Source organism: Asticcacaulis benevestitus DSM 16100 = ATCC BAA-896 (assembly GCF_000376105.1).
GTDB classification, from domain to species: Bacteria; Pseudomonadota; Alphaproteobacteria; order Caulobacterales; family Caulobacteraceae; genus Asticcacaulis; species Asticcacaulis benevestitus.
This window is the reverse complement of record NZ_AQWM01000027.1, coordinates 16,239-38,116: the sequence shown is the minus strand read 5'-3', so window position 1 is coordinate 38,116 and position 21,878 is coordinate 16,239. Positions and strand designations below refer to the sequence as shown.

Genomic DNA, 21,878 nt, shown 5'->3' with positions numbered 1-21,878 from the left:
GAAATCAAGGTCATGGCTACCTCCATTAAATACGAAAGGCTTCGTACGTGCGGCGCCGTTTGTCAAGTTACCGACTTGTCATGCGGGTTAGGCCCAGGGCGGCTCTTTGCTCGCAGGTATCAAGGTCGTCGAACCTGTCTCCAACCTGCCATGCGGTAAGAATTGGATGGATCTTTCGCGTGGCAATCAACCTTGAAGCGCTTGAAAATGTCAAAAGCTAAAATTCCAATCGTGACGAACTTGACACGAAAAGATGATATATATATTACATATGTTGAAGGCGGGCAATCAAGGTCGGGTGCCGCTTTTTGTCAACTTGAAGCCAGCAGTGGTATATCAAAGAGAGGGAGAGATATGCGGAATAAGTTTCTAAGAGGGACGAGCGTTCTTGCGGTTGCCGGTGCGTTGTCGTCGTTGATCGTGCCGGTTATGGCCCACGCGCAAGCGCCGGCGCCAGCCGGCGATGACGAGGCGGTGGAGGTCATTGTTACGGGTATTCGCGGAAGTTTGTCGGCCGCCGCCCGTATCAAGCGTCAGTCTGTTGTGGGTCTCGATTCCATTACTTCAGAAGACCTGGGTAAGTTTCCGGACGGCAACGTGGCGGAATCCTTGCAGCGCATTCCTGGCGTGTCGATCGACCGAAGCCTGGGCGAAGGGTCGAGTGTCACCGTCAGAGGTTTCGGTCCGCAGTTTAACAACGTTCTGCTCAACGGTCGCACGATTGCCAATGACAGTGGCGGTCGCGGCTTCGGCTTTGACAATATTGCTGCGGAGTTGATCAGCGGTGCCGATGTCTACAAGACCTCGCGGGCGTCTATCCCGGAGGGCGGCATTGGTTCCACCATCAATCTGAAGACGCCCCGTCCGCTTGATATTGGCGCCACGAAGGGGGTGGTGAGTCTGAAGGCGCATAACGAGAGTCTAAGCGGCAAGACCACGCCCAGCGCTTTTGCGCTGTACAGCACGACGTTCGATGACGGCAAGATGGGCTTGATGGTCTCGGCCTCCTATCAGTTGCGCGATGCACGCGAGGATTCGTTCAATGTCAGCGGCTATGTCCCGAACGCTTCGATCGGCACGCAGGCCGGTCAAACGAACGGTTACGGTTCCAATCTCAGCCCCAATGTACCCCTTTTCACGAACGTTCGCTTTCCCCGCAATTACAATCTCAATCTGAGTGAACAGCGCCAGGAGCGGACCGGGCTCACCGCGACCTATCAGTATCGCCCCAGTAGCGAGCTCACCTTCACGGCCGATGCGCTGTTTAGCCGTTACAATATCAAGCGAACCGTCGCGACCGGTGCCTTCTACTTCCTCGAAAATCAGGTGCGCACCGCCGCCATCGATGCCAATCGCGACGTCATCGAGCAGACCGAGAACGGGCAGTGGGACATGGTTATGCAGGCCTATCCTCGCAAGTCCGATACAACGGCCTTCGGCATTAACATGGATTGGCACCCCAACGATCAGCTGACGATTGTCGGCGATCTGTCGACGTCCGACGCGAGCAATGTTGGGGGCTCGGGATCCTATTATATTGTGGTCGGCATTCCGACCAACGTCACCTGGAAGCAACCGTCGGACGGCAGTTTGCCGCAACTTGAGGTCCTGGGCGCCAGTATCTCGGACCCAAGCAATGCGCGCGCGCACTATGCGACGCGAGGCGGCGGCAACACCTCGACATCCGTTCAGGAAGGTCGACTTGATGCGACCTACGTCGTGGACCGCGGTGTCTTCAGTTCGGTCATGTTGGGTGTCGCATTCAATGACACGCGCAAGGAGAACGAGTCGTTCGGCATCGGTGACGCGTACTGTACCTACTGTGGTTACCCGGTTGTCCTGCCGCAACGCTTCCTCACCCCTCTCGACCTGGGTGGTGATTTCCTGGGTGGCGGCCTGGGCGCCAACGCACCTTTGAAGTTCTTCTCCTTCGATGGTTTGGAGTTGCTCAATTATTTGGGTTCGCCTGAAGCGCTGGCACAGCTGGACACCTATTACGGTCGGGCGCCTGGATCGGTGGCGGCTCAACTTGAGGCGAATGGCGGTTACACCCTTAAGCGCCAGCCCAGTTCGTACTGGGTGGAGGAAAAGACCTCATCGGCCTATATCGAGACCAACTTTGCGGGCGAGGTGGCGGACATGCCCTGGTCCCTCAATCTGGGAGCGCGCTATATCAGCACGAAGGTCCGGGCTTCCGGATCGGATCGTCAGCTCGTCGATGTTAAGTGGATATCAGAGGGCAACCAGACGCCGGTCTACGCCAGCGCAACGCCCGTTGAGCGTACAGTTGAGGCCAACTACAGCAAGCTTCTGCCCAGCCTCAATGTCAAACTCAACATAACCCGACACCTGCTGGCGCGCTTTGGGGCCTCGGAGACCCTTACCCGGCCGAGCCCGAGCGACATGCGTCCGAACACTTCCATTGACGATGCGCGTCAGGGCAATATGCGCGCCAGCGGCGGCAACCCGGCCTTGAAGCCTTACCTGTCGAAGAACCTTGATCTGTCGCTCGAGTGGTATCCGAAGAAGAACCTTAACCTGGCCGCGGCCATCTTCAGCAAGGATGTGAGCGATTTCATCGATTACGGGGTCGCCTCTGAAGCCTTCACCATCACCAACGCTCAACGTCTTGATACAACGAGCGTCATAGACGGAAGGACTCACTTGGCTGACCCGGCCTTTACGGCCACGACGGCCACCTTCCTGACCCGGCGCCCCCGCAACTTGGCAAAGACGCGTGCCGAAGGGATCGAGCTGGCGGGCACATACTCCTTCGACTTTCTGCCCGGCTGGTGGAGCGGCTTCGGTGTCACTGCGAATGCGACCCTGGTCGACAGCAACGCCAAGGTGTCAAATTCGACAGAGGTTGCTGGTCGTACCTTCGCACTGCCGGGGCTGGGCAATTCGTACAACCTGATCGGGTTCTATGAAAAGGGCCCGCTTTCGGTTCGTGTGGCCTATAACAAGCGCGATCGGTTCTTATCCAGCCTGAGCGGTGATGGTTCGGGCGGGCCGGTCTTCACGCAAGCCTATGATCAGATTGATATGCGTGCCTCCTACCAGATTACCCCGCGCGTGGATGTGTTCATTGAGGGCACAAACCTGACCAAGGAGCATCTGGTTCAAAAGGGATACTATGAGGCTGAGCTCCTGGGCGATAATCTCGACGGCGCTTTCTACAACGTTGGGTTCCGTATGACCTTCTGATGCCAGGCGTCTAAATCCTCCCATTGACGACTGTCCTTCGCGGTGCCCTAAAAAGCACCGCGTTTTTTTGACGCAAGGCCCCAGGCCCGGGCTTGATTTGGCGAAATTTCTGAGATTGGCATTTCTATCAGGAGCCAGGTCTGTTACGAGTCACGATCTGGCTGTATGCTGGAGATTGCAGGATTAATAGGCACGACATATGCGAGCAAGACTGACCCCAACGAACCTTACACAGTCTATCGTTCAAGACCTTGGTATAGAGATTGTTACAGGTAAGTACCGAGACCAGGTCTTCCCAAAGGAGGTTGAACTTTCGCAGCGTTACAATGCCGCTCGTACGGTGACGCGTGAAGCGGTCAAGATGCTGACGTCGAAAGGCCTGCTGTCGGCGCGACCGCGTCAGGGGACCCGTGTCGAGCCCGAAGATCACTGGAATCTTCTTGACCCCGAAGTGTTGCGCTGGCTTCTGGAACGTAATTTCTCGCTGGGTCTGCTTATAGAGTTCACGCAAATTCGGCTCAGCGTCGAGCCAGGCGCTGCCTGTCTCGCGGCCAAGGTCGCAACGGGTGAGCAACGGGCGGCGATCAACAGAGCGATTGGCCGAATGTTTGCGGCCGAACGCGGGGAAGACGACGCACTCACCTCCGACATTGATTTTCACGTCGCCGTACTCGAGGCGAGCGGCAATCGGTTCTATCGCCAGATGCGCGAGATGATCGAAACGGCATTGCGGTTCAGCATTCGCAAAACGAATGATTTTAAAGGTGTGCGGTTAGCGAGCGTCGTCGATCACAAACGCGTCGCCGATGCTATCCTGGCCGGTGACAGTGCCGAAGCTGAAACCCGGATGCGCGATCTGATCCAAGGCGCGCTTGACCTGATGGTCAAGGTCCAGGCCGACCAGACGCCTCAGCGCTAGCCGCTCCACGCGTCTGTGGTCCCCAAAAACGCACGGGCACATGATCCGTACCCTTGATGTCCCAAGGCGCGCCGGCTTAGGGGTTGCTTTTACATGGGATGAGTGAAGGACAAGCGATGTCCTGAGCCGCTTTGGCGCGCCTGCCCAGCGCGCATCTCATCAGTCTCCACCCGGATCATCTTTGCAATCCTTAGACATATTTGCGATTGACAAGGCGTCGACACGTCGCCCATATATATGTAATATAAGTATTAGTAAATGGCGGATGCGGGGTGGACTTTGAGTCGCTCTGTCCACGCCTAACCTGACCAATTTTTCAACTTGATCATTCGGGGTTCAGACGCGCCACATAAGCTTGGTGCCGCAGGTCTAAATTCCATGACGATCCGTCTTCCTAAGGCATAAAACATGACCGTCGAACTTGCGCCCGTATCCGTACCTGATTTCGGGCTACCTCTTCAAAAGCCCTCGGTCCCGGTTCACACCTACGATCTGCGTTGTAGGGAGGCCTATGACCGCGCTGGCTGCGACTGGGTCGCGGTCTATGCGGATCGCGAACACTTTTCCAACATCGCCTATCTTTGCGATTTCGAGCCGCGGTTCGAAGAAGCCCTATTGATGCTGGGGCCGGACGACGTCCGCGTAATCATCACTGGCAACGAATGTGTCTCGTTCGCGCAAGCCATGACACGCCTCACGAGCTTTGAGGTGAGGCTTTGCCAGGCGATGAGTCTGCCGGGCCAGGACCGAAGCCGTGCTCCCAGCCTGTTGGCGGTGTTAAAAGATATCGGCATCCTTGCAGGTCAACGTATTGGCCTTGTGGGCTGGAAGCCGCCTGCGCTTGAGGCAGGTGAAGACGCGGGCTTTTTCTTCCCGTCTGTCTATGTCGATGCGTTGCGTCGGTCTGCGGGCGATCCGTCGGCGGTTGTGGACCGTACCGAGAGCCTCATGCATCCGGAACAGGGATTGCGGGCGATCGTGGACGCCGACCAGATCGCCGCCTTCGAGTGGGCCGCGTCCCGGGCCACGGCGGCTGTCTGGCGGATTGTGACCCAGGTGAGGGAGGGCGACAGCGAACTTGAGGCTGCGGCGCGTATGGCGTACGCGGGTGAGCCGCTCAGCGCGCACGTCATGCTGGCCTCGAGCGACGCTTCAGGGCCGGTGGTAGGCTTGCGCAGTCCGACGGCGCGGCGATTGTCGCGAGGCGACGGCGTGACGACGGCGGTCGGCTACTGGGGCGGCTTGTCCGCCAGGGCCGGCTTGATCAGCGACGGGGACGATGATTTCCTGAAGACGGCATCGGCCTATTTCAAGGGCTTGCTCGCGTGGTATGAGACCGTTGATATCGGCGTTGCCGGGACAGAAGTTTTTTCGCGCGTCAGCGAAACCCTGGCGCAAGGGGGCTTGGGCTCCATGCTCAATCCGGGGCACCTGTGTGGTCACGAGGAGTGGGTTAATACCCCGATCCGTCCGACCGGGGATTACCGGCTCAGGTCTGGCATGGTCTTCCAGGTGGACATCATCCCGACGCCGATGCCGTTGGGTTGGGCTTTGAACTGTGAAGACCCGGTTGTTCTTGCAGACGCTGCGTTAAGATCCGAGATCGCCACACGCCATCCCGACGTCATGAGCCGTATCGACGCCCGACGTAGCTTTATGGCTGAAGCCTTAGGCGTAAACTTAAGTCCGTCCATTCTGCCCCTGGGTCAGACACCCGGCTGTCTGGCGCCATTTTGGTTGAAATCCGGACATTTGCTGGTGAAGGGTTAAGGGGAGGGCGACCGGTGGGAGTGCGGAGTGAAATAGACGCTGTGAGGCCTTCAGGTGGTCGCTCTGCCAGTCTCAGGCGAGTTTGTGCCAGGCTGTTGGGATGGTGCGGTGCGCCGCGATACCTGAGTATGAGCCTCCTTTGGTTAGGCCTGACCTGTCTTACGCTTCCGACGGCGGGGCTGGCCCACACCCGGGATGTCACCATTACGCGCGACGACTGGGGTATTGCGCACGTCCATGGCGCGACGGACGCCGATGCTGTTTTTGGCATGATGTACGCGCAGGCTGAGGACGATTTCGGGCGCATCGAACGCAATTACCTTCAGACCCTGGGCCGAACGGCCGAAGTCGACGGCGAAGCCGCCATCTGGACGGATTTACGCCAGCGTATGTTCACCGACCCGAACACCCTGCAGGCTGACTATGCGCGTAGCCCCGCGTGGCTGCGTGCGCTGATGGTCGCCTGGGCCGATGGGCTCAACACCTATCTGGCCAAGCATCCGGAGGTGCGCCCGAAAGTTCTCACGCATTTCGAGCCGTGGATGGCCCTCAGTTTCTCCGAAGGCAGTATTGGTGGCGATATAGAGCAGGTGCCACTGGGCCGACTGAAGAGCTTTTACGAGGGAACCCGCCTGGCTTTATCGGATGTCGAGCGGGGGGTGGCCTATGAGGAGCCCACAGGTTCGAACGGTATAGCTCTGGCGCCGTCGCGCACGCGCGATGGTCACGCGCTCCTCTTGATAAACCCCCACACAAGCTTCTTCTTTCGGGCAGAACAGCAGGTGACAAGCGACGAGGGGCTGAATGTGTACGGAGCGGCGACCTGGGGGCAATTTTTCATCTATCAGGGGTTCAACGCTTCCGCCGGATGGATGCACACCTCAAGTGGCGTCGATGCCATTGACGAGTTTGCCGAGACGGTCAAGGCTCGGCCCGGCGGGCGCTTTGTGTATCAGGATGGAAAGCGCTGGCGTCCTTTGAAGCAGCGCCGTATCACCATCACCTATCGTCTGCCGTCCGGGGCGCCGGCCAATCGCGCCTTCACCGTCTACGAGACTCACAACGGTCCCGTTATGGGGGCCGCTGAGGGGAAGTGGATAGCCGTGGCGCTCATGAACAGCCCCCTGGCAGCCCTCCAGCAGTCCTTTCTGCGTACCAAGGCGACGGACCTTGATGGTTTTTTAGAGATTGCCAGGCTTCGCGCCAATTCGTCCAATGACACGATCTTCGCCGACCAGAAGGGCGACATCGCCTATCTTCATCCCCAGTTTGTGCCTCTGCGCGATGATCGCTTTGATTATACCTCGCCTGTCGACGGCCGTGATCCGACGACGGGTTGGAAAGGCCTCCATAGCCTCGAAAGCCTGCCGCATGTCTATAACCCAAAGACGGGCTACGTGTTCAACACGAACAACTGGCCGTGGACGGCGGCCGGTGACGATAGCCCTAAGGCCAGTGACTATCCGCGGTACATGGACCAGGCCGGCGAAAATCCGCGCGGCCTCCATGCGGTAAAGCTGCTTCAGACCGCTCATAAGGTCACGCTGGAGGGCCTGCGTGACCTTGCCTATGACCCATGGCTGCCGACCTTTGACAGGCTTTTACCACATCTCGGCAGCGCTTTTGACGCCCTGCCGTCGACCGATCCGCGCCGTGCGAGCCTGGAGGCGCCTATGAGGCTTCTTCTGGACTGGGACCGGCGATGGAGCAGCGACTCGCAGGCCACGTCGCTGGCGGTCTTCTGGGGGGAGGCGCTGTGGCGCCGGGCGGCGCCCCTTGCCGCGGGATCGAGGATGAGCGTTTGGGATTACATGGAGCAGAAAAGTTCGCGTGAAGACCGTTTGCAGGCTCTAGAGGAAGCCGTTGCCCGGCTGAACTCTGATTTTGGCTCCTGGCGGGTGGCGTGGGGCGATATCAATCGCTTCCAGCGTAATGATGGCGAGGTTGAGCAGGTGTTTGACGATGCCAAGCCGAGCTACCCTGTGCCGTTTACATCTAATCAGTGGGGGGCGCTCGCGTCCTTCGGCGCGAAGGCCTATCCCGGCACGCGTCGGTACTACGGCACATCAGGGAACAGCTTTGTCGCCGTCGTCGAATTTGGGCCGCGCGTACGCGCCTATGCGATCAGCATCGGGGGGCAGAGCGGGCATCCCCAGTCCGCTCATTTCTCAGACCAGGTGGATCGGTATGCGGCGGGGAATCTGCGTCCGATCTATTTTTATGCTGATGACCTCAAGGGGCATGTGGAGGCGATCTACACGCCATAACCCGAGACCGTATTCTTTGAAAATCGAAAATAAATATTATATAACTGTCAAGGGAGCCTGATTTGCGGAGAGGTCTATGTCGAAAAATGACGCACTAAATCAATATAAAGAAAAATATATAAGAGAATAGTGAAATATAAAAATGACTAATGCGACCTTTGCGTATCAATATATAGCGTTCAAATCAAATTTATTGTCATGTTTGAGGCGAATGGATCGTAGCATGGTACTATTTTTTATGGTTTTAATCGCATGAAAGGCCGCTTTGCTCAGGATATGTGATGTATATATTTAATATAAAACCTTATAGGTGGACGGAAAAAGCTATCCGCGGAGATGAACAACGGGAGGCCCCGCTTCTTATTTATAATACATATATTGACGTTTCGGCCGCAACATAATATTTGTGGATATGGCTGATCGCGTGCGACAGGCGGAATGAAATGCGAGTTTTTTATGCAGATATATGAGCAAAATCCTATGGCGAGGGAAGCGGACTTGGAGCGACGGGAAACCGGTCAGAGGTCTAAGATTATCCGAATTGAGACCTTCCCGGTTCCGCCGCGTTGGATGTTTGTGCGTGTGGAAACCGATGACGGCCTCATCGGGTGGGGGGAGGCCAGTCTTGAGGGCCATACTGAGGCCGTCGTCGGCGCCTATGCGGCTCTAAGGGATCGTTTCCTTGGCTTCGATGCCGACCGTATCGAGGACGTTTGGCAGACGGCCTATCGGCTCGGCTTCTATCGCGGCGGGCCTGTGTTGATGTCGGCGCTGTCTGGGCTGGATCAGGCGCTTTGGGATATAAAAGGCAAGCGATTGGGCGTGCCTGTGCATCAGCTTCTGGGCGGGCAGGTGCGGGACAGGGTCGCGGTCTATGCCTGGGTGGGCGGTGACCGCCCGTCGGATGTGCTTGACGCGGCGCGGGTGCGCCTGCAGCAGGGCTTTAAATCGGTCAAGATGAACGCTACGGAGGATGCCGCCTGGCTTGACAGTCCGCGCTCCCTTAACGGCGTCGTACAACGGCTCTCCGACGTCCAGTCGCTGGGGCTGGACGCAGGTCTGGATTTCCACGGTCGCCTGCACAAGCCTATGGCTAAACAACTGGCCATGCTTCTGGAGCCGCTACGGCCGCTCTTTATCGAGGAGCCGCTTTTGAGCGAGCACCCCGAGGCGATCAAGCAGCTGTCGCTTCTGACGCGCATTCCCATCGCCATGGGCGAGCGGCTCTATTCGCGCTGGGATATCAAGCCCTTTCTCGAGGCCGCGTGCATCGACATTCTTCAACCCGACCTTAGTCATGCAGGCGGTATTTCCGAGGTCAGGCGCATGGCCGCCATGGCCGAGGCCTACGATGTCGCCCTTGCGCCTCACTGTCCGCTCGGACCGATTGCCCTGGCGTCTTGCATGCAAATTGGCCTTGCGACGCCAAACTTTGCCATTCAGGAAATGTCACTCGGTATCCACTACAATACGGATGACCATGATCTTTTGGCCTATGTGAAAAATCCGGAGATATTTGATGTCAAGGACGGTATGGTCGAGGCGTTTTTCGGCTCCGGGCTTGGCGTTGTTGTTGATGAAGAGAAGGTCCGTGAACTCAGCCGTGACTGTCCGCCCTGGCGTAATCCTGCCTGGCGTGGGGCCGATGGCTATGTGCGGGAATGGTGAAAAGTATGCGGTTTTCAGATAAGACAGCCCTCGTGACGGGCGCTCTCGGTGGCATCGGATTGGCGTGTGCGCGGCGCTTGGCCGCGGAGGGGGCCAGTCTGGTTCTGGTGGATCGGTTAGCGGAGGCTTCCGCCGATGTTGTGACGGAGCTGCTTGGCCTTGGCGCCCCCAAAATCATTTTCACACGCTGTGACGTCGCCTCCGAAGGTGATGTGGTGGCAGCGTGTCAACGCGCCATGGATGAGACCGGTCAGCTCGACGTTGTGATCAACGTCGCCGGGATGATGATCTACAAGCCGCTCGTGGAGCTTACAGCCGCAGACTGGCACCAATTGTTGGGTGTGAATCTGGTGGGGGCTGCCTTGTTCACGCGCGAGGCGTTTCGTCACATGACGCCCGGTGGCGCCATTGTGAACGTATCCAGTATACATGCCTTCCAGACCTCGCCCCTGGTCGCACCCTATGCGGCCGCGAAGGCGGCGCTTGCCTCCCTGACACGATCGAGCGCCATTGAAGGCGCGGCGCTCGGGATCCGCGCCAACGCTGTGCTGCCAGGCGCCATTGACACGCCGATGCTGTGGGCCAGCCCGAACGTCCAGTCCGGCGCTGAAGTGCTGGAGAAGGGTGATATCGGATACCCGCACGATATCGCGCATGCCGCCGCGTTTCTGGCCAGCGACGAAGCCGCCTTTATCACGGGCGCAAGCCTTAACGTGGACGGCGGCCGACTGGCGAAGCTATGAGCCCCGGCAAGGTCTTCGGCTGTCTGGCCGATGGCGTAGAGGTCCACAGCATGAGTCTGGCCACCAGGGGAGGCCTGAGTGTGGAGGTCATGACCTACGGGGCGACGATACGCAGCCTCAAAGCGCCATCGGCCGAGGGGCTTGTCGAGACCATACTTGGCTTTGAGCGTTTGTCTGACTACGAAGCCGATAAGACCTACCAGGCCTGTATCGTCGGGCGTACGGTCAATCGCCTCAGACAGGCAAGCTTCCGCTGCGATGATGCGGTGTGGCAGGTGACCCGAAATGAAGGTCCAAACCACCTTCATGGTGGCGCAAAGGGCCTGAGCCGGCGTGTCTGGCGGGCGGACGCGAGGCCTTCAGATGAGGCCCCGCTGGTTTTGCGCTACGTTTCACCGGCCGGCGAGGAGGGGTATCCTGGTGTCCTGGCGGTCGAGGTAACCCTGTCGCTTCCCGAGGCGATGACGCTGCAAATCGATTACAAGGCCGAGGTCGATGCACCGTGCCCCGTCGACCTGACGCATCATCTCTATTTCAACCTTGACCAGACGCCCGGCGGGGATCTCTTGGATCATAGTCTGGGTATAAGAGGGGATGAAATTCTGCATGTTGACGAGGCGTGTCTGGCGACGGGACTACGGTTACCGGTGGCCGGCACGCTCTTCGATCTTCATCGACCCCAACCCCTATCGGCGATACTGTCCCGGAAACATCCGCAATTGACGCAGATTGGCCTCAATCAGAGCTGGGTCCTCGGGGCTGACACGGGGCTGGACACCGCGCCCGCCGCCACACTGTATGCGCCCAGATCCGGCCTTGAACTGGCGCTCTATACCGACCAGCCCTGCCTGCAAGCCTATGCTGGCTTATCACGCGCCGTTGCAGCATGGGGTGCCGTGGCGCTTGAGCCTCAGGGGTTCATCGATGCGGTAAGCCAGCCGGCATTTCCGAGCCCCTGGCTCAAACCGGGCCAGGTCTACCGCCGCACCAGTCGCTATAGATTTCAAAATCTAGGCGAGGCCTGACGGGCTCCGTGGCCTGCGAACCCGTCCTCCAACAGGCGTCGGAGGACGGTCCGCCTTTACCCCCTACCGTTGTTTGGTCAGGCTGGCTTCGATCTCTTCCAGGGTTTTACCCTTGGTTTCCGGAACGAAGAGGGCGATAAAGATGACACCCAGGAGGCAGAAGGCGCCGTAACACCAGAAGGTTCCCGCGGCCCCCAGGAGCTTATTGAGAATCGGGAAGGTGTAGGTCACCGCGAAGCAGGCAATCCACAAGGCGGATACGGCAATCGACATCGCCAGTCCCCGGATGCGATTGGGGAAGATTTCCGACAGCAGCACCCATGTGACGGGCGCCAGGGAGGTGGCGTAGGCTGCGATCACCGCAAGGGTAAGGCCGAGGATCAGCGGCCCTTTGATGCCCAGGAAAAAGGCGATGCCCAAAAGGCCATGTATAACCGTAATGACGACGGTTCCCCACAGCATCAGCGCCCGACGGCCCAGGCGGTCTACGGTGAAGGTGGCGACCAGGGTGAACAAGAGATTGATCGCGCCGGTAATGACGATATTGAACATCACACCGCTCAGGTCATAGCCGGCGCCGCGATAAATCTCTTCGGCGTAGTTGAAGATGACATTGGTGCCGCTCCATTGCTGCAACACCGCCAGGCCAATCCCGATCAAAACCAGACCAAAGACCATTGGCCGGAAAAGGTCTCGCCATGCGCCTTGTTCTGAGCGCTCGGTGGCCAGCGCGCTGTCAACATCGCGTATCTCCGCCTCAGCATAGTCAGCGCCGCCGATGCGCGTCAGGACAGCCCGCGCTTTTTCGGTTTGTCCTTTTTTCACGAGCCAGCGCGGGCTTTCGGGCACCAAGAAAGCGCAAAAGAAGAAGGTCAGGGACGGGATGGCGACTGCACAGAACATCCACCTCCAGCCATACTGCCCTTGCCAGGAATTGCGGATCATGTCCGCCGTCGCGCCATCGGCAATGTTGCCGGCGATCACGAGGTTGACGATCTGGGCGGCGAGTATGCCGACAACTACGGTCAGTTGGTTGAGCGTGACCAGACGGCCTCGCCATTGGGCGGGAGCAATCTCTGCGATGTAGGTGGGCGACACATTGGACGCTATGCCGATGGCAACGCCGCCCAGAATACGCCACAGAATAAAGGTGTCAAATGTATGCGCCCACCCCGTCGCCACAGATGAGATGCCAAATAAGGATGCTGCGGCGATCAGAAGCTTCTTGCGGCCCAGGCCATCGCTAAAGACGCCCGAGCATATGGAGCCGATCAGGCAGCCCAGCAGGGCGCAACTGTTGGCCCAGCCAATCTGGGCTTCGGAAGTGAGGTCGAAATAGGGCTCATAAAAGGGCTTGGCGCCCCCGATGACCACCCAGTCATAGCCGAACAAAAGCCCGCCCAGCGCGGCTATCGAAGAGATCATCCAGACATAGCCCAGATTGAACTTGTAAGGCGACGGTGCGCTATTGGCGCCAACCTCCTTGGACACGATATGCATATGTGCTGTCATCCCTGCAGAATTTATTTTGAGTTGCCGTCACCAGTGGTAGGATAGGGCCCTTGCCTCCCACCTTAGGGAGGTCGGCGCGTATCGTCAATATATAATACATATAGTTTTCTTTTTACGCTCAAAATTTGGCGCCCAAGGGATCACAGGGGTGCTATTCGTTTGCATAAAAGAGATAACATCATTTTGAGCGCCAGCGGCTCTTGACCGTTCGTAGCACCTCTGCAATATGGATATATAATATAAATGGAGGTGCGTCATGGGTGTTACGGGTCTAAGCCGGCGGGCGGCTTGTCTAAGTGTCATGGGAGGGCTGGTTGCGGCGGCCCTGCCCATGCGCTCAACGGCCAGCGTTGGCTTCGATCCCGCGTCACGGGTGTTTCGTCTGGACGGTGAGGGTGTAACCTATGCCTTCGGGATCGACAGCGCCGGCCAGGTGCAGTCCCTGCACTGGGGTGGGCCGCTGGCCCTTGACGACCAGCTCGCACCGGCCCCGAAGCCCTCGGACTATTCCGGTTTTGACCGCGCCAACTCGGTCACCCCTCTGGAGTTTGTGGCTTTCGGGGGCGGTCTGGTCACCGAACCGTCTCTGAAGGTGGCCTTCCCGAGCGGTGTCCGCGATCTGGTCTTGAAATATCTGGACCACACGCTGACGTCCGAGGGGATTACCCTGCGGATGAAAGATATTTCGACGGAGGTGTACGTCGAACTCAGGTACAGTATGGACAAGGCCACGGGCCTTCTGGCCCGATCCGCTGTCGTCGACAACAGGACCAAGGCGTGGCTGAGGGTTGACCAGATGGCGGCCGCCACGCTGAACCTGCCTTTCGGCGAAGACTATGAGGTCAATTATCTCACCGGCCGCTGGGCGGCGGAATGGACCCTGCAAAAGCGCCCGCTTGAAGCCGGTGCGACCGTGCTCGAGAGCCGGCTCGGCATGACCGGTTCGCAGAACAACCCGTGGCTTGCCATTGGCCGGGCCGGGCTGACCGACGAAGACAATGGCCCGGTCTGGTTTGGCGCGCTGGCGTGGAGCGGCGCCTGGCGGATCACGGTGGAAAAGGACATTGTCGGTCATCCGAGGATTACAGCGGGCTACAATCCGTTTGACTTTGCCTATCGCCTGAAGCCAGGCGAGCGCCTTGAAACACCCGTCTTCTATGCCGGCTTTAGCCATGACGGCATGGGCGGCGCCTCCCGCCGTATGCATCGCTTTCAGCGTTCGGTGATCTTGCCCGGCGCGCCCGAGCCCAAATTGCGCCCAGTGCTATACAATTCTTGGGAGGCCACGGAGTTCGCCGTCAATGAAGTCGGGCAAATCGCCCTGGCTGAGAAGGCCGCCACCTTAGGCGTAGAACGCTTTGTCATGGACGACGGCTGGTTTGGAAAGCGGAACAATGATCATGCGGGCCTTGGCGACTGGACGGTCAACCCGGAGAAATTTCCGAACGGTCTCGAGGCGCTGATCAGCCGCGTGCGTGGTCTTGGCATGGAGTTTGGCCTTTGGGTGGAACCGGAGATGGTGAACCCGGATAGCCAGCTTTATCGCGCCCACCCTGATTGGGTGATCAACTTCAAAGGCCGCCCGCGTACCGAGGGGCGGAACCAGTTGGTCTTGAATCTGGCGCGTTCTGACGTGCGGGACTACGTGCTCAAGTCGCTTGATCTCCTCCTGCGCGACAACGACATCGCGTTCCTGAAATGGGATCATAACCGGAGCTGGTCCGAGCCGGGCTGGCCGGAACGCGCGCCGGAGGATCAACAGAAGCTCTACGTCGACTATACAAAGAACCTTTATTGGATATTGGCGGAACTTCGGCGCCGTCATCCGAAACTGGAGATCGAGTCGTGCGCCGGTGGCGGCGGTCGGGTGGATCTGGGTATTATGCATTTGACCGATCAGGTCTGGCCCACGGATAACACCGATCCCTTTGATCGTCTGAAAATGCAGGATGGCTTCTCGCATGCCTACATGCCGGGCGTCATGATGGCCTGGGTGACGGCATCGCCAAACTGGGTGAACAAGCGCGCAACCTCCCTTGAGTATAGGTTCTTATCCGCCATGCAGGGGTGTTTGGGTATTGGCGACAATCTCAATCACTGGGGCCAGGAGGATTTTGCCACGGCAAAGCGTCTGGTTGCGGAGTATAAATCCATCCGGCAGACCGTGCAGAGGGGCGATCTTTATCGTTTGATCTCTCCGCAAGGGGGTTCGGAGCGCTCTGCGACCCTTACCGTGTCGGAGACGAAACGTCAGGCCGTCCTTTTCACGTTCCTGCACTCCAGTTCAACCTTCGATGCGACGCCGCTTATCCAGTTGCAGGGGCTTGACCCGCAAGCCCGTTATGCGGTGCGGAGCCTCGTCGGGGCGGTGGAGGCCGATACGCCCAAGATCGCCAGCGGATCCTATTGGATGCATCACGGTGTCAGGATTCCGCTGAGAGGCGATTTTCAGGCCGCAGCGCTCGTCCTTGACGTCGTTTGAATTAGGAGTATTTACCCTTGTCCATCCCCTTTGACGCGACGAGTTTCGCGCAATCCTTAAGCGGCGCTGTGGCTGAACTGGACCGCGCCGCGGCCTACGGTGAGGCGATCGCGCTGGACATAGACCGCATTTACTTTGTGGCTCCTGGTGCCCCCAACCGCATCATGCAAGGGATGCGATACTGGATCGAAACCTTCAGTCCGAAGCTGGAGGTTAGGTGCTATTACCCCGCTGAGTTTATGGCCATGAACCCGCCGCGTCTTGATGCGAGAACATTGGTCATCATGGCATCGAAGTCTGGAAAAACACTGGAATCCGTCGCGGCGGCCCAGTTTTTTCAGGACATGCCCTGTCGAAAACTCGTCATTACACAGGCGGCCGACAGGCCGATTGCGCAGTATATTGAGACACGGTTTCTCCTGGGTGAGACTCACGAGCCGTTCTACGGTGTTTTCATGATTCTGCAGGCGCTTATCGGCGGCATACTGGCCGGCGCGGAGGGCTGGCCGCACCTGTCGTGTTTGCTCTCCTCCTTGAAAGCCTTACCGACAGTACTGGCGAGTACGGTGGTTCAACAAGACGCGCGTGCCGCGAAGGAGGCGGAAGCCTACAAGGATGATCGGGTGGTGTACCTTTTGGGGGCAGGTCCCGTTTTTACCATGACCTATTATGTGGGTGTCTGCATCCTGCAGGAAAGTCAGTGGATGCACTGTATCCCCGTCGAGGCGGCCGAATTCTTCCACGGCCCATTTGAGGCCATAGATGAGACCGTCCCGGTGATCCTCATGCTGGGAGAGGACGCGAGCCGGCCCCTGACCGAACGGGCATTGACCTTCTGTCAGCGTTTTACCTCACGGACGATTGTGTATGATTCCCGTGATCTGCCGATGCCGGGTATTGATCCGATCGTCAGGCCCATGCTGGCACCCTATGTGCTCGGCATTGCCGTCGAACGCATCGCGGCGCATCTGGCGGAATGGCATAAGCAGCCGCTGAGTACGACACGTTATATGGGCAAGCTTTCATATTGAGCTTAACGGACGTGGCATCGCGGAGGGACCAGTACTCCGCCATCATGCTGTGCGTGGCGACGCAAATGGGTATTCAGAACAAAAGCCGGCATTTTAAGTGAGGCTGTTGCGGTCAGCAAAAGCTGACGCCGGCGTCGGCTGCCAGAAGTATCTGTATGCGTTTGAGCCGTCGGACAGGCTGCTTGCCACCACTTACCAAAGCGCGAAGCGCGTCGCGTTCGGCCTGGCTAAGATCGACTCGATATCGTACGTTCATTCACAAAGCCCTTCATCGGAAGGTCCTTGGATGAATCTAAAATGAATCAATTGCTTGACCAAAAGACGACCGAAAAGTCGGCACCTTTCACCGCCAAACAGGGCCAGTACCTCGCCTTCATTTGGGCCTATTCGCAAATCAATGGCCGCGCTCCGGCTGAGAGTGACTTCCAGCGCTACTTCAAGGTCACCGCACCCTCGGTTCACCAAATGCTAAAGACACTCGATCACATGGGATTGATCCAAAAACAACCCGGCGTCGCTCGCAGCATCCAATTGCTTATAACACCTCAACAACTGCCAATCCTAGGCGTTGAACAACCCGTCATAATCTCTGAGACGGGACACTAGGCGCAAATCGCTAAAAAGGGATTGAAGACCTGCCGGTTTACGATCACTCGGAATGCTTCTGGTTTGGATAGATGTAGCGCCTGCCGAAATCGTCTAACAGTCTGGCGACAAAAACTGCCTCCAATTTGCCTTTTGAATCTTAAGCGGACACTAGGTAGCGTTAAACTGACATCACCCTCACGTACCATTTAACCAGGCATTTCGGCGCATGCAGGAGACACTACGAGAAGGTGCCACTTGGTCGTTGCCCGCAGACTTTTTAACAAACTCTGCGAAGGATATCGGTCTTTCCGCCGTATAACCCTTAAGAGCTGCCTGTGAGGTTCCATGTCGATATCAGCCGTGTTCGAATCCGCCCTCGCTTTGTCCCGCTTCGGTTTGGGTAGTGGAGTAGACGGGGTATCAGCCGTCTCCAATGCGCGCGATAGTCTGCATCAGGAGATAACTGAGGGCGCGCCGGAACCGCAGGGCGCCGATCTGAAGACAACGCCTGATCTGTTCGCCGCACTTTATATCTACCAGCAGGAAAAGAAAGGCATCAAAGACGGCAAGGCCGGCGCGCCGGTGTCCGCAATATCCGACATGGCTATGACGCAAGCCTTGCAGCCAAAGAAGGACAAGCCCGACTTTAATCCTGTTCGTGACGCGGCCCTGACTGAAGCTGACGTGCGGTTCAACGACACGATCAAAAGTCCTGTTATCGGTTTCAACGAACGGCTGGTGATGTTCTGGGCCAATCATTTTGCCGTGGCGGTGAAGAAAAGTCAGTCGGTGGCCATCACGGCAGGGGCCTATGAGCGCGAAGCCATCCGGCCGCACATTTTCGGCCATTTCTCTGATCTGCTGTTGGCGGCGGAAACGCACCCCTGCATGCTGGACTATCTGGACAACCAACAATCGATCGGGCCGCAATCGCCCGCCAACCGTAAGGGGACGCGCGGTTTGAATGAAAATTTGGCGCGTGAAATTATGGAATTACATACGATGGGTGTCGGTTCCGGCTATACTCAAGCCGATGTCACCGCCTTCGCCAAGGTGATCACAGGATGGACATTTAGCCGGACTGTTGGAAAAGCCGGCGCCATACCCGGTACATTTGCCTTTAATAAAAGGGCGCATGAACCCGGTCCGCAGACCATCCTCGGCAAGACCTATCCCGATAGCGGTTTCGATCAGGGCAAGGCAGTGTTGCTTGACCTAGCTCGCCATCCTGCCACCGCGCAGCATATCGCCACAAAGCTGGCGCGCCATTTCGTCGCCGACGACCCGCCGGCGCCGCTCGTGGCCAAGCTGGCCGACGTCTTCCGGCGTACCGATGGCGACTTAAGGGCCGTCTCCACGGCCCTGATCGAGGCCGAGGAAAGCTGGACGCCGCACCTGACGCGTTTTCGATCGCCGCTGATTTACCTGTCGGCCCTGATCCGTGGCACGGGCATCCGAATGAAGCCCGCGGCGATAATTCAGGCCCTGAACAATATGGGGCAACCGATCTGGCAACCCTCCGGTCCCAATGGTTTTCCTGACACAATGGCGGCATGGGCTTCACCGGAAGCGTTGAGTACTCGTCTGGACGTGGTCAATGCGCTGGCTGATCGCGCTGATCCATCGATCGACCCGCGTGACTTCGCCCGCTCGCGGCTGGGCGCCTTGCTGAGCGATCAGACGCGCGACGCCGTCGCCCACGCCGAAACCCGCGCTCAGGGCCTGAGCCTTGTCCTTCTCTCTCCCGAATTCATGAGGTGCTGAGATGCGTATCGACCGCCGACAATTGCTGACCACTCTAAGTGTGACCGCCGCCTTCGGCGGCCTTATCCCCGTCATCGGACAGGCCGCCGGAAGCCGGGATCCGCGCCTGATCGTCATCGTCTTACGCGGTGCGTTGGATGGGCTGACTGCAGTGCCCCCCATCGGTGATCCTGACTACGCTAGTTTGCGCGGTGACCTCGCGGTTGATAAGGCGGCAGCTCTGCCGCTCAACGACTTGTTCGGTCTTCATCCGTCGCTTGTCAATCTGGCGCGCCAATACCACGCAGGGCAGGCAACCATCCTGCACGCTTGCGCCTCGCCCTATCGTGACCGCTCGCATTTCGATGGCCAGGACGTGCTGGAATCCGGCTATTCCGTTCCGGGGCACACGGAATCCGGTTGGCTGAACCGCTTTCTGGAAACGCTGCCGGCGGAACAGAAGGTCGGCTCGAAAGGTCTCGGTATCGGCTCGACCACGCCGTTGATCATGCGCGGCCCAGCCGATGTGCTCGGCTGGGCGCCTTCGACGCTTAGAGCCGCCGATCCCGATCTGGCACCGCGCCTGATGGACCTGTACACAAAATCCGATCCCGCCTTAGCCAGTCTACTCGATGAAGCGATAAAAACCGGCAAGATCGCCTCCGGGCAGACCCCAATTACCGCCATGGGCGGCGCGGGTGATCCGAAAACCATGGTCGCGATGGCAGAGGGCACGGCGCGTCTGTTGACGGCCGCCGATGGGCCGCGCGTTGCGGCCCTGGCGTTCGAAGGCTGGGACACACACGCCAGAGAAGCGCAACGCCTGACCCAATTGTTGACCGGCTTCGATAACGCATTGGGTGCGTTTGAGACGACGCTTGGACCGGTGTGGAACCAGACGGCCATATTGGTGGTGACAGAATTCGGACGTACCGCCGCGGTGAACGGCACCCAAGGCACGGATCACGGCACGGCCACCATGGCCTTTCTGACCGGCGGCGCGGTCAAGGGCGGCCGTGTGATCGCCGACTGGCCGGGCCTGAAAGCGGCGCAGCTCTATCAGGGGCGCGACCTGACACCGACGACAGACCTCCGTGCTGTTGCCAAAGGTTTGATGGCCGAGCTATACGATACGTCATCATCGGCGCTTGCCAGGCGTGTCTTTCCCGATTCCGCTGGTGTCGCACCGATGCGTGGCTTGATCGTCTGATCTTATCGTTCTTGGAACGTCCTGAAAGCCGCCGGTAGCTAGCCTGGATCACGGACCCTGGACCGGGACTGGCTATAGCTTAAGCGGCAACCAGGGATTGGGGCGCCTGGCTAAGCACTCTTAAATAACGAGACAGCGCACCATGAATGGCGCGCGGCCATGGCGGGCGTGTGATCCGTGCGGTGCTGTCTGCGGGCCTGAAGGGCCTCTCATCGGACTTGTCGTTCAATGCGCCTCTTGATTGCCTGCAAATTTGTAAGCGAGTCCTACCCGTAAATAGGGGCCGAATGCCGTCTGTCTGGTGCGATATCTCAAGGCTGGCGTATCGACGACCTGAACTGACGTTGCACCGTTTGTTACGTCTATACCATCCATAACAAGCGTCAATTTGGGTGTGATAGGATGCTGCCATGTCAAATTCAGCGCGTGATAAGCAGCGGTGTAGCCCTGAGGATTATAACTCCGGCCCGTGTAGTTGAGTTTCAGCTGATACACGTCCCCCTTAAGCTTTCCACGCGCCCCGCGCTCATATTCCAATAGCAGATTTCCGTTCATAGTGACGTAGTCACGTATGCTGCCTGCATACATAGGAATTTCATTACGCAGCAGGGTCAGGTTCAGCGAGTATTTGAGTTTCGGGCTGGCAGACGCCTTTAGGGTTATTTCCCCGCCTGACGAGCGGCTCTGGCCTTCGTTGACAGGTTGGATAACAATCACACCATCGCTGGCGACAAAGCTGCGCCGCGTTAAAAAGTCGTGCGTGGTTCGTGAAAAAATAGAGCTCTCGAAATTGATATCCTTCAGGGCATAAACATATTGGACCTCAAGAGAGTCCGTTTTGGGCGATTTCAAATCTGGATTGCCGCTATATCTCAGCTCAGAGGTCGAGGTCCAGTAGCCGGGATCGTAAGAAAATATCCCTGGTGGGTCCACCCGGCGGCTGTAGCTTAACTTCATTTTGGCGTTTTCACTCACGCCGTGCATCACATTCAAAGATGGGTAAACAGTGCCATCGGAACGTTCAACTGTGGTGCCGTCCGAGCGAATGTATAGTTTTTCGTTCTCAACACGGAGTCCCCACAACGTTGTCCAATTACCCACAGGCTGCAACCAGGTGGTGTAGGCGCTTAAAACGCCGCGTCTGCCCAGAAAGTCATGGTCCAGACCATCAACATAGGGGCCTTGCACTTCGCCCGTATCATAATACAAGCGATTAATGTGCGCATAGTGAGGCGTGTAGGCTATTCCGGCGGTAAGTGCACGACCGTGCGCAAACTGTTGTTCCAAATCCGCGCTATAGTTATTTCCACCTCCCAGATATGTGGACCTTTGGCCAAATCGTGCCTGCCCACCAAAAAGGTAATTGGTCTGAGTATCTTCGCTATATGGAAAAAAATTTCTGTCATCGTCCGCGTCAATCGTAAGGGTCGTGCCTTTGGATCCGGTCGAATGTAGTAGGCCTTGACAGGGTCAAAAATTATTCAGCTAAGCAATCTCGATTGTACGTCCTGAACACGCGCGGCGTGGGCGGAAAATCGAGGCGCACTTGCTGAGTAGGTGTACCGACGGTGTTCGCAAAGAAGCAGTTTAGGGCAGACTATCTTCTGGTGGGGCAAGTTTTCGTCCGCATGCCTCGGGGGAAGTTCTCAGCGCAAATCAACAGATTGGAGGCGACCGGCCCACCTAGGCGCAGCTCGTGGCGATGAGCAACTC

At 58.0% G+C, this 21,878-nt stretch carries 13 protein-coding genes and 2 pseudogenes; 12 read left to right on the top strand and 3 right to left on the bottom strand.

The window, feature by feature from the left end; genetic code table 11:
* Positions 1-354: 354 nt before the first annotated feature.
* From B060_RS25155 to B060_RS25150, 7 genes are all read left to right on the top strand, one after another.
* On the top strand, positions 355-3,207 hold the full coding sequence (locus B060_RS25155; RefSeq protein ID WP_157405672.1) for a TonB-dependent receptor: 2,853 nt from the start codon (positions 355-357) through the stop codon (positions 3,205-3,207).
* Positions 3,208-3,406: 199 nt separating this feature from the next.
* The gene (locus B060_RS0118400) at positions 3,407-4,126 is read left to right on the top strand and encodes a FadR/GntR family transcriptional regulator (protein ID WP_026172964.1); all 720 of its coding nucleotides are present in this window, start codon (positions 3,407-3,409) and stop codon (positions 4,124-4,126) included.
* A gap of 408 nt (positions 4,127-4,534) precedes the next feature.
* Complete coding sequence (locus B060_RS0118395) at positions 4,535-5,896, top strand: M24 family metallopeptidase (protein WP_018083273.1); 1,362 nt, start codon at positions 4,535-4,537, stop codon at positions 5,894-5,896.
* 128 nt (positions 5,897-6,024) lie between these two features.
* Positions 6,025-8,163, top strand: a complete 2,139-nt coding sequence (locus B060_RS0118390; RefSeq protein ID WP_018083272.1) for a penicillin acylase family protein — start codon at positions 6,025-6,027, stop codon at positions 8,161-8,163.
* A gap of 480 nt (positions 8,164-8,643) precedes the next feature.
* Positions 8,644-9,831: a galactonate dehydratase gene (dgoD, locus tag B060_RS0118385; protein ID WP_051081115.1), complete on the top strand. Its 1,188-nt coding sequence runs from the start codon at positions 8,644-8,646 to the stop codon at positions 9,829-9,831.
* A gap of 5 nt (positions 9,832-9,836) precedes the next feature.
* Positions 9,837-10,574 carry an SDR family NAD(P)-dependent oxidoreductase gene (locus tag B060_RS0118380; protein WP_018083270.1) on the top strand — a complete coding sequence of 246 codons (738 nt, stop codon included), beginning with the start codon at positions 9,837-9,839 and terminating at the stop codon, positions 10,572-10,574.
* The gene (locus B060_RS25150) at positions 10,571-11,599 is read left to right on the top strand and encodes an aldose epimerase family protein (protein WP_018083269.1); all 1,029 of its coding nucleotides are present in this window, start codon (positions 10,571-10,573) and stop codon (positions 11,597-11,599) included. The genes B060_RS0118380 and B060_RS25150 overlap by 4 nt, the downstream gene beginning before the upstream one ends.
* A gap of 63 nt (positions 11,600-11,662) precedes the next feature.
* Here B060_RS25150 and B060_RS0118370 read toward each other — a convergent pair whose 3' ends face one another.
* A complete protein-coding gene (locus tag B060_RS0118370; protein ID WP_018083268.1) occupies positions 11,663-13,099 on the bottom strand; it encodes a sugar porter family MFS transporter in 1,437 nt (478 codons plus the stop codon).
* 268 nt (positions 13,100-13,367) lie between these two features.
* Here B060_RS0118370 and B060_RS0118365 point away from each other — a divergent pair, with 268 nt between their 5' ends.
* Positions 13,368-15,593: an alpha-galactosidase gene (locus B060_RS0118365; RefSeq protein ID WP_026172962.1), complete on the top strand. Its 2,226-nt coding sequence runs from the start codon at positions 13,368-13,370 to the stop codon at positions 15,591-15,593.
* A gap of 17 nt (positions 15,594-15,610) precedes the next feature.
* A complete protein-coding gene (locus tag B060_RS0118360) occupies positions 15,611-16,624 on the top strand; it encodes an SIS domain-containing protein (protein ID WP_018083266.1) in 1,014 nt (337 codons plus the stop codon).
* A gap of 127 nt (positions 16,625-16,751) precedes the next feature.
* On the opposite strand, the pseudogene B060_RS27340 reads toward B060_RS0118360, so the two are convergent.
* A pseudogene (locus tag B060_RS27340) lies at positions 16,752-16,880 on the bottom strand (IS630 family transposase); the annotation flags it as partial.
* Positions 16,881-16,906: 26 nt separating this feature from the next.
* Here B060_RS27340 and B060_RS0118350 point away from each other — a divergent pair.
* From B060_RS0118350 to B060_RS0118340, 3 genes are all read left to right on the top strand, one after another.
* On the top strand, positions 16,907-17,230 hold the full coding sequence (locus B060_RS0118350) for a LexA family protein (protein WP_201768116.1): 324 nt from the start codon (positions 16,907-16,909) through the stop codon (positions 17,228-17,230).
* Between the two features lie 327 nt (positions 17,231-17,557).
* On the top strand, positions 17,558-18,976 hold the full coding sequence (locus B060_RS0118345; protein ID WP_018083263.1) for a DUF1800 domain-containing protein: 1,419 nt from the start codon (positions 17,558-17,560) through the stop codon (positions 18,974-18,976).
* Between the two features lies 1 nt (position 18,977).
* Positions 18,978-20,165 carry a DUF1501 domain-containing protein gene (locus B060_RS0118340; RefSeq protein ID WP_018083262.1) on the top strand — a complete coding sequence of 396 codons (1,188 nt, stop codon included), beginning with the start codon at positions 18,978-18,980 and terminating at the stop codon, positions 20,163-20,165.
* A gap of 225 nt (positions 20,166-20,390) precedes the next feature.
* Here B060_RS0118340 and B060_RS26725 read toward each other — a convergent pair.
* Positions 20,391-21,605, bottom strand: a pseudogene (locus B060_RS26725) (TonB-dependent receptor domain-containing protein); the annotation flags it as partial.
* Positions 21,606-21,878: the final 273 nt, after the last annotated feature.

Coding starts and splice junctions, on each gene's coding strand:
- B060_RS25155 (WP_157405672.1), top strand. CDS start 355: ATGCGGAATAAGTTTCTAAGAGGGACGAGCGTTCTTGCGGTTGCCGGT.
- B060_RS0118400 (WP_026172964.1), top strand. CDS start 3,407: ATGCGAGCAAGACTGACCCCAACGAACCTTACACAGTCTATCGTTCAA.
- B060_RS0118395 (WP_018083273.1), top strand. CDS start 4,535: ATGACCGTCGAACTTGCGCCCGTATCCGTACCTGATTTCGGGCTACCT.
- B060_RS0118390 (WP_018083272.1), top strand. CDS start 6,025: ATGAGCCTCCTTTGGTTAGGCCTGACCTGTCTTACGCTTCCGACGGCG.
- dgoD (WP_051081115.1), top strand. CDS start 8,644: ATGGCGAGGGAAGCGGACTTGGAGCGACGGGAAACCGGTCAGAGGTCT.
- B060_RS0118380 (WP_018083270.1), top strand. CDS start 9,837: ATGCGGTTTTCAGATAAGACAGCCCTCGTGACGGGCGCTCTCGGTGGC.
- B060_RS25150 (WP_018083269.1), top strand. CDS start 10,571: ATGAGCCCCGGCAAGGTCTTCGGCTGTCTGGCCGATGGCGTAGAGGTC.
- B060_RS0118370 (WP_018083268.1), bottom strand. CDS start 13,099: ATGCATATCGTGTCCAAGGAGGTTGGCGCCAATAGCGCACCGTCGCCT.
- B060_RS0118365 (WP_026172962.1), top strand. CDS start 13,368: ATGGGTGTTACGGGTCTAAGCCGGCGGGCGGCTTGTCTAAGTGTCATG.
- B060_RS0118345 (WP_018083263.1), top strand. CDS start 17,558: ATGTCGATATCAGCCGTGTTCGAATCCGCCCTCGCTTTGTCCCGCTTC.
- B060_RS0118340 (WP_018083262.1), top strand. CDS start 18,978: ATGCGTATCGACCGCCGACAATTGCTGACCACTCTAAGTGTGACCGCC.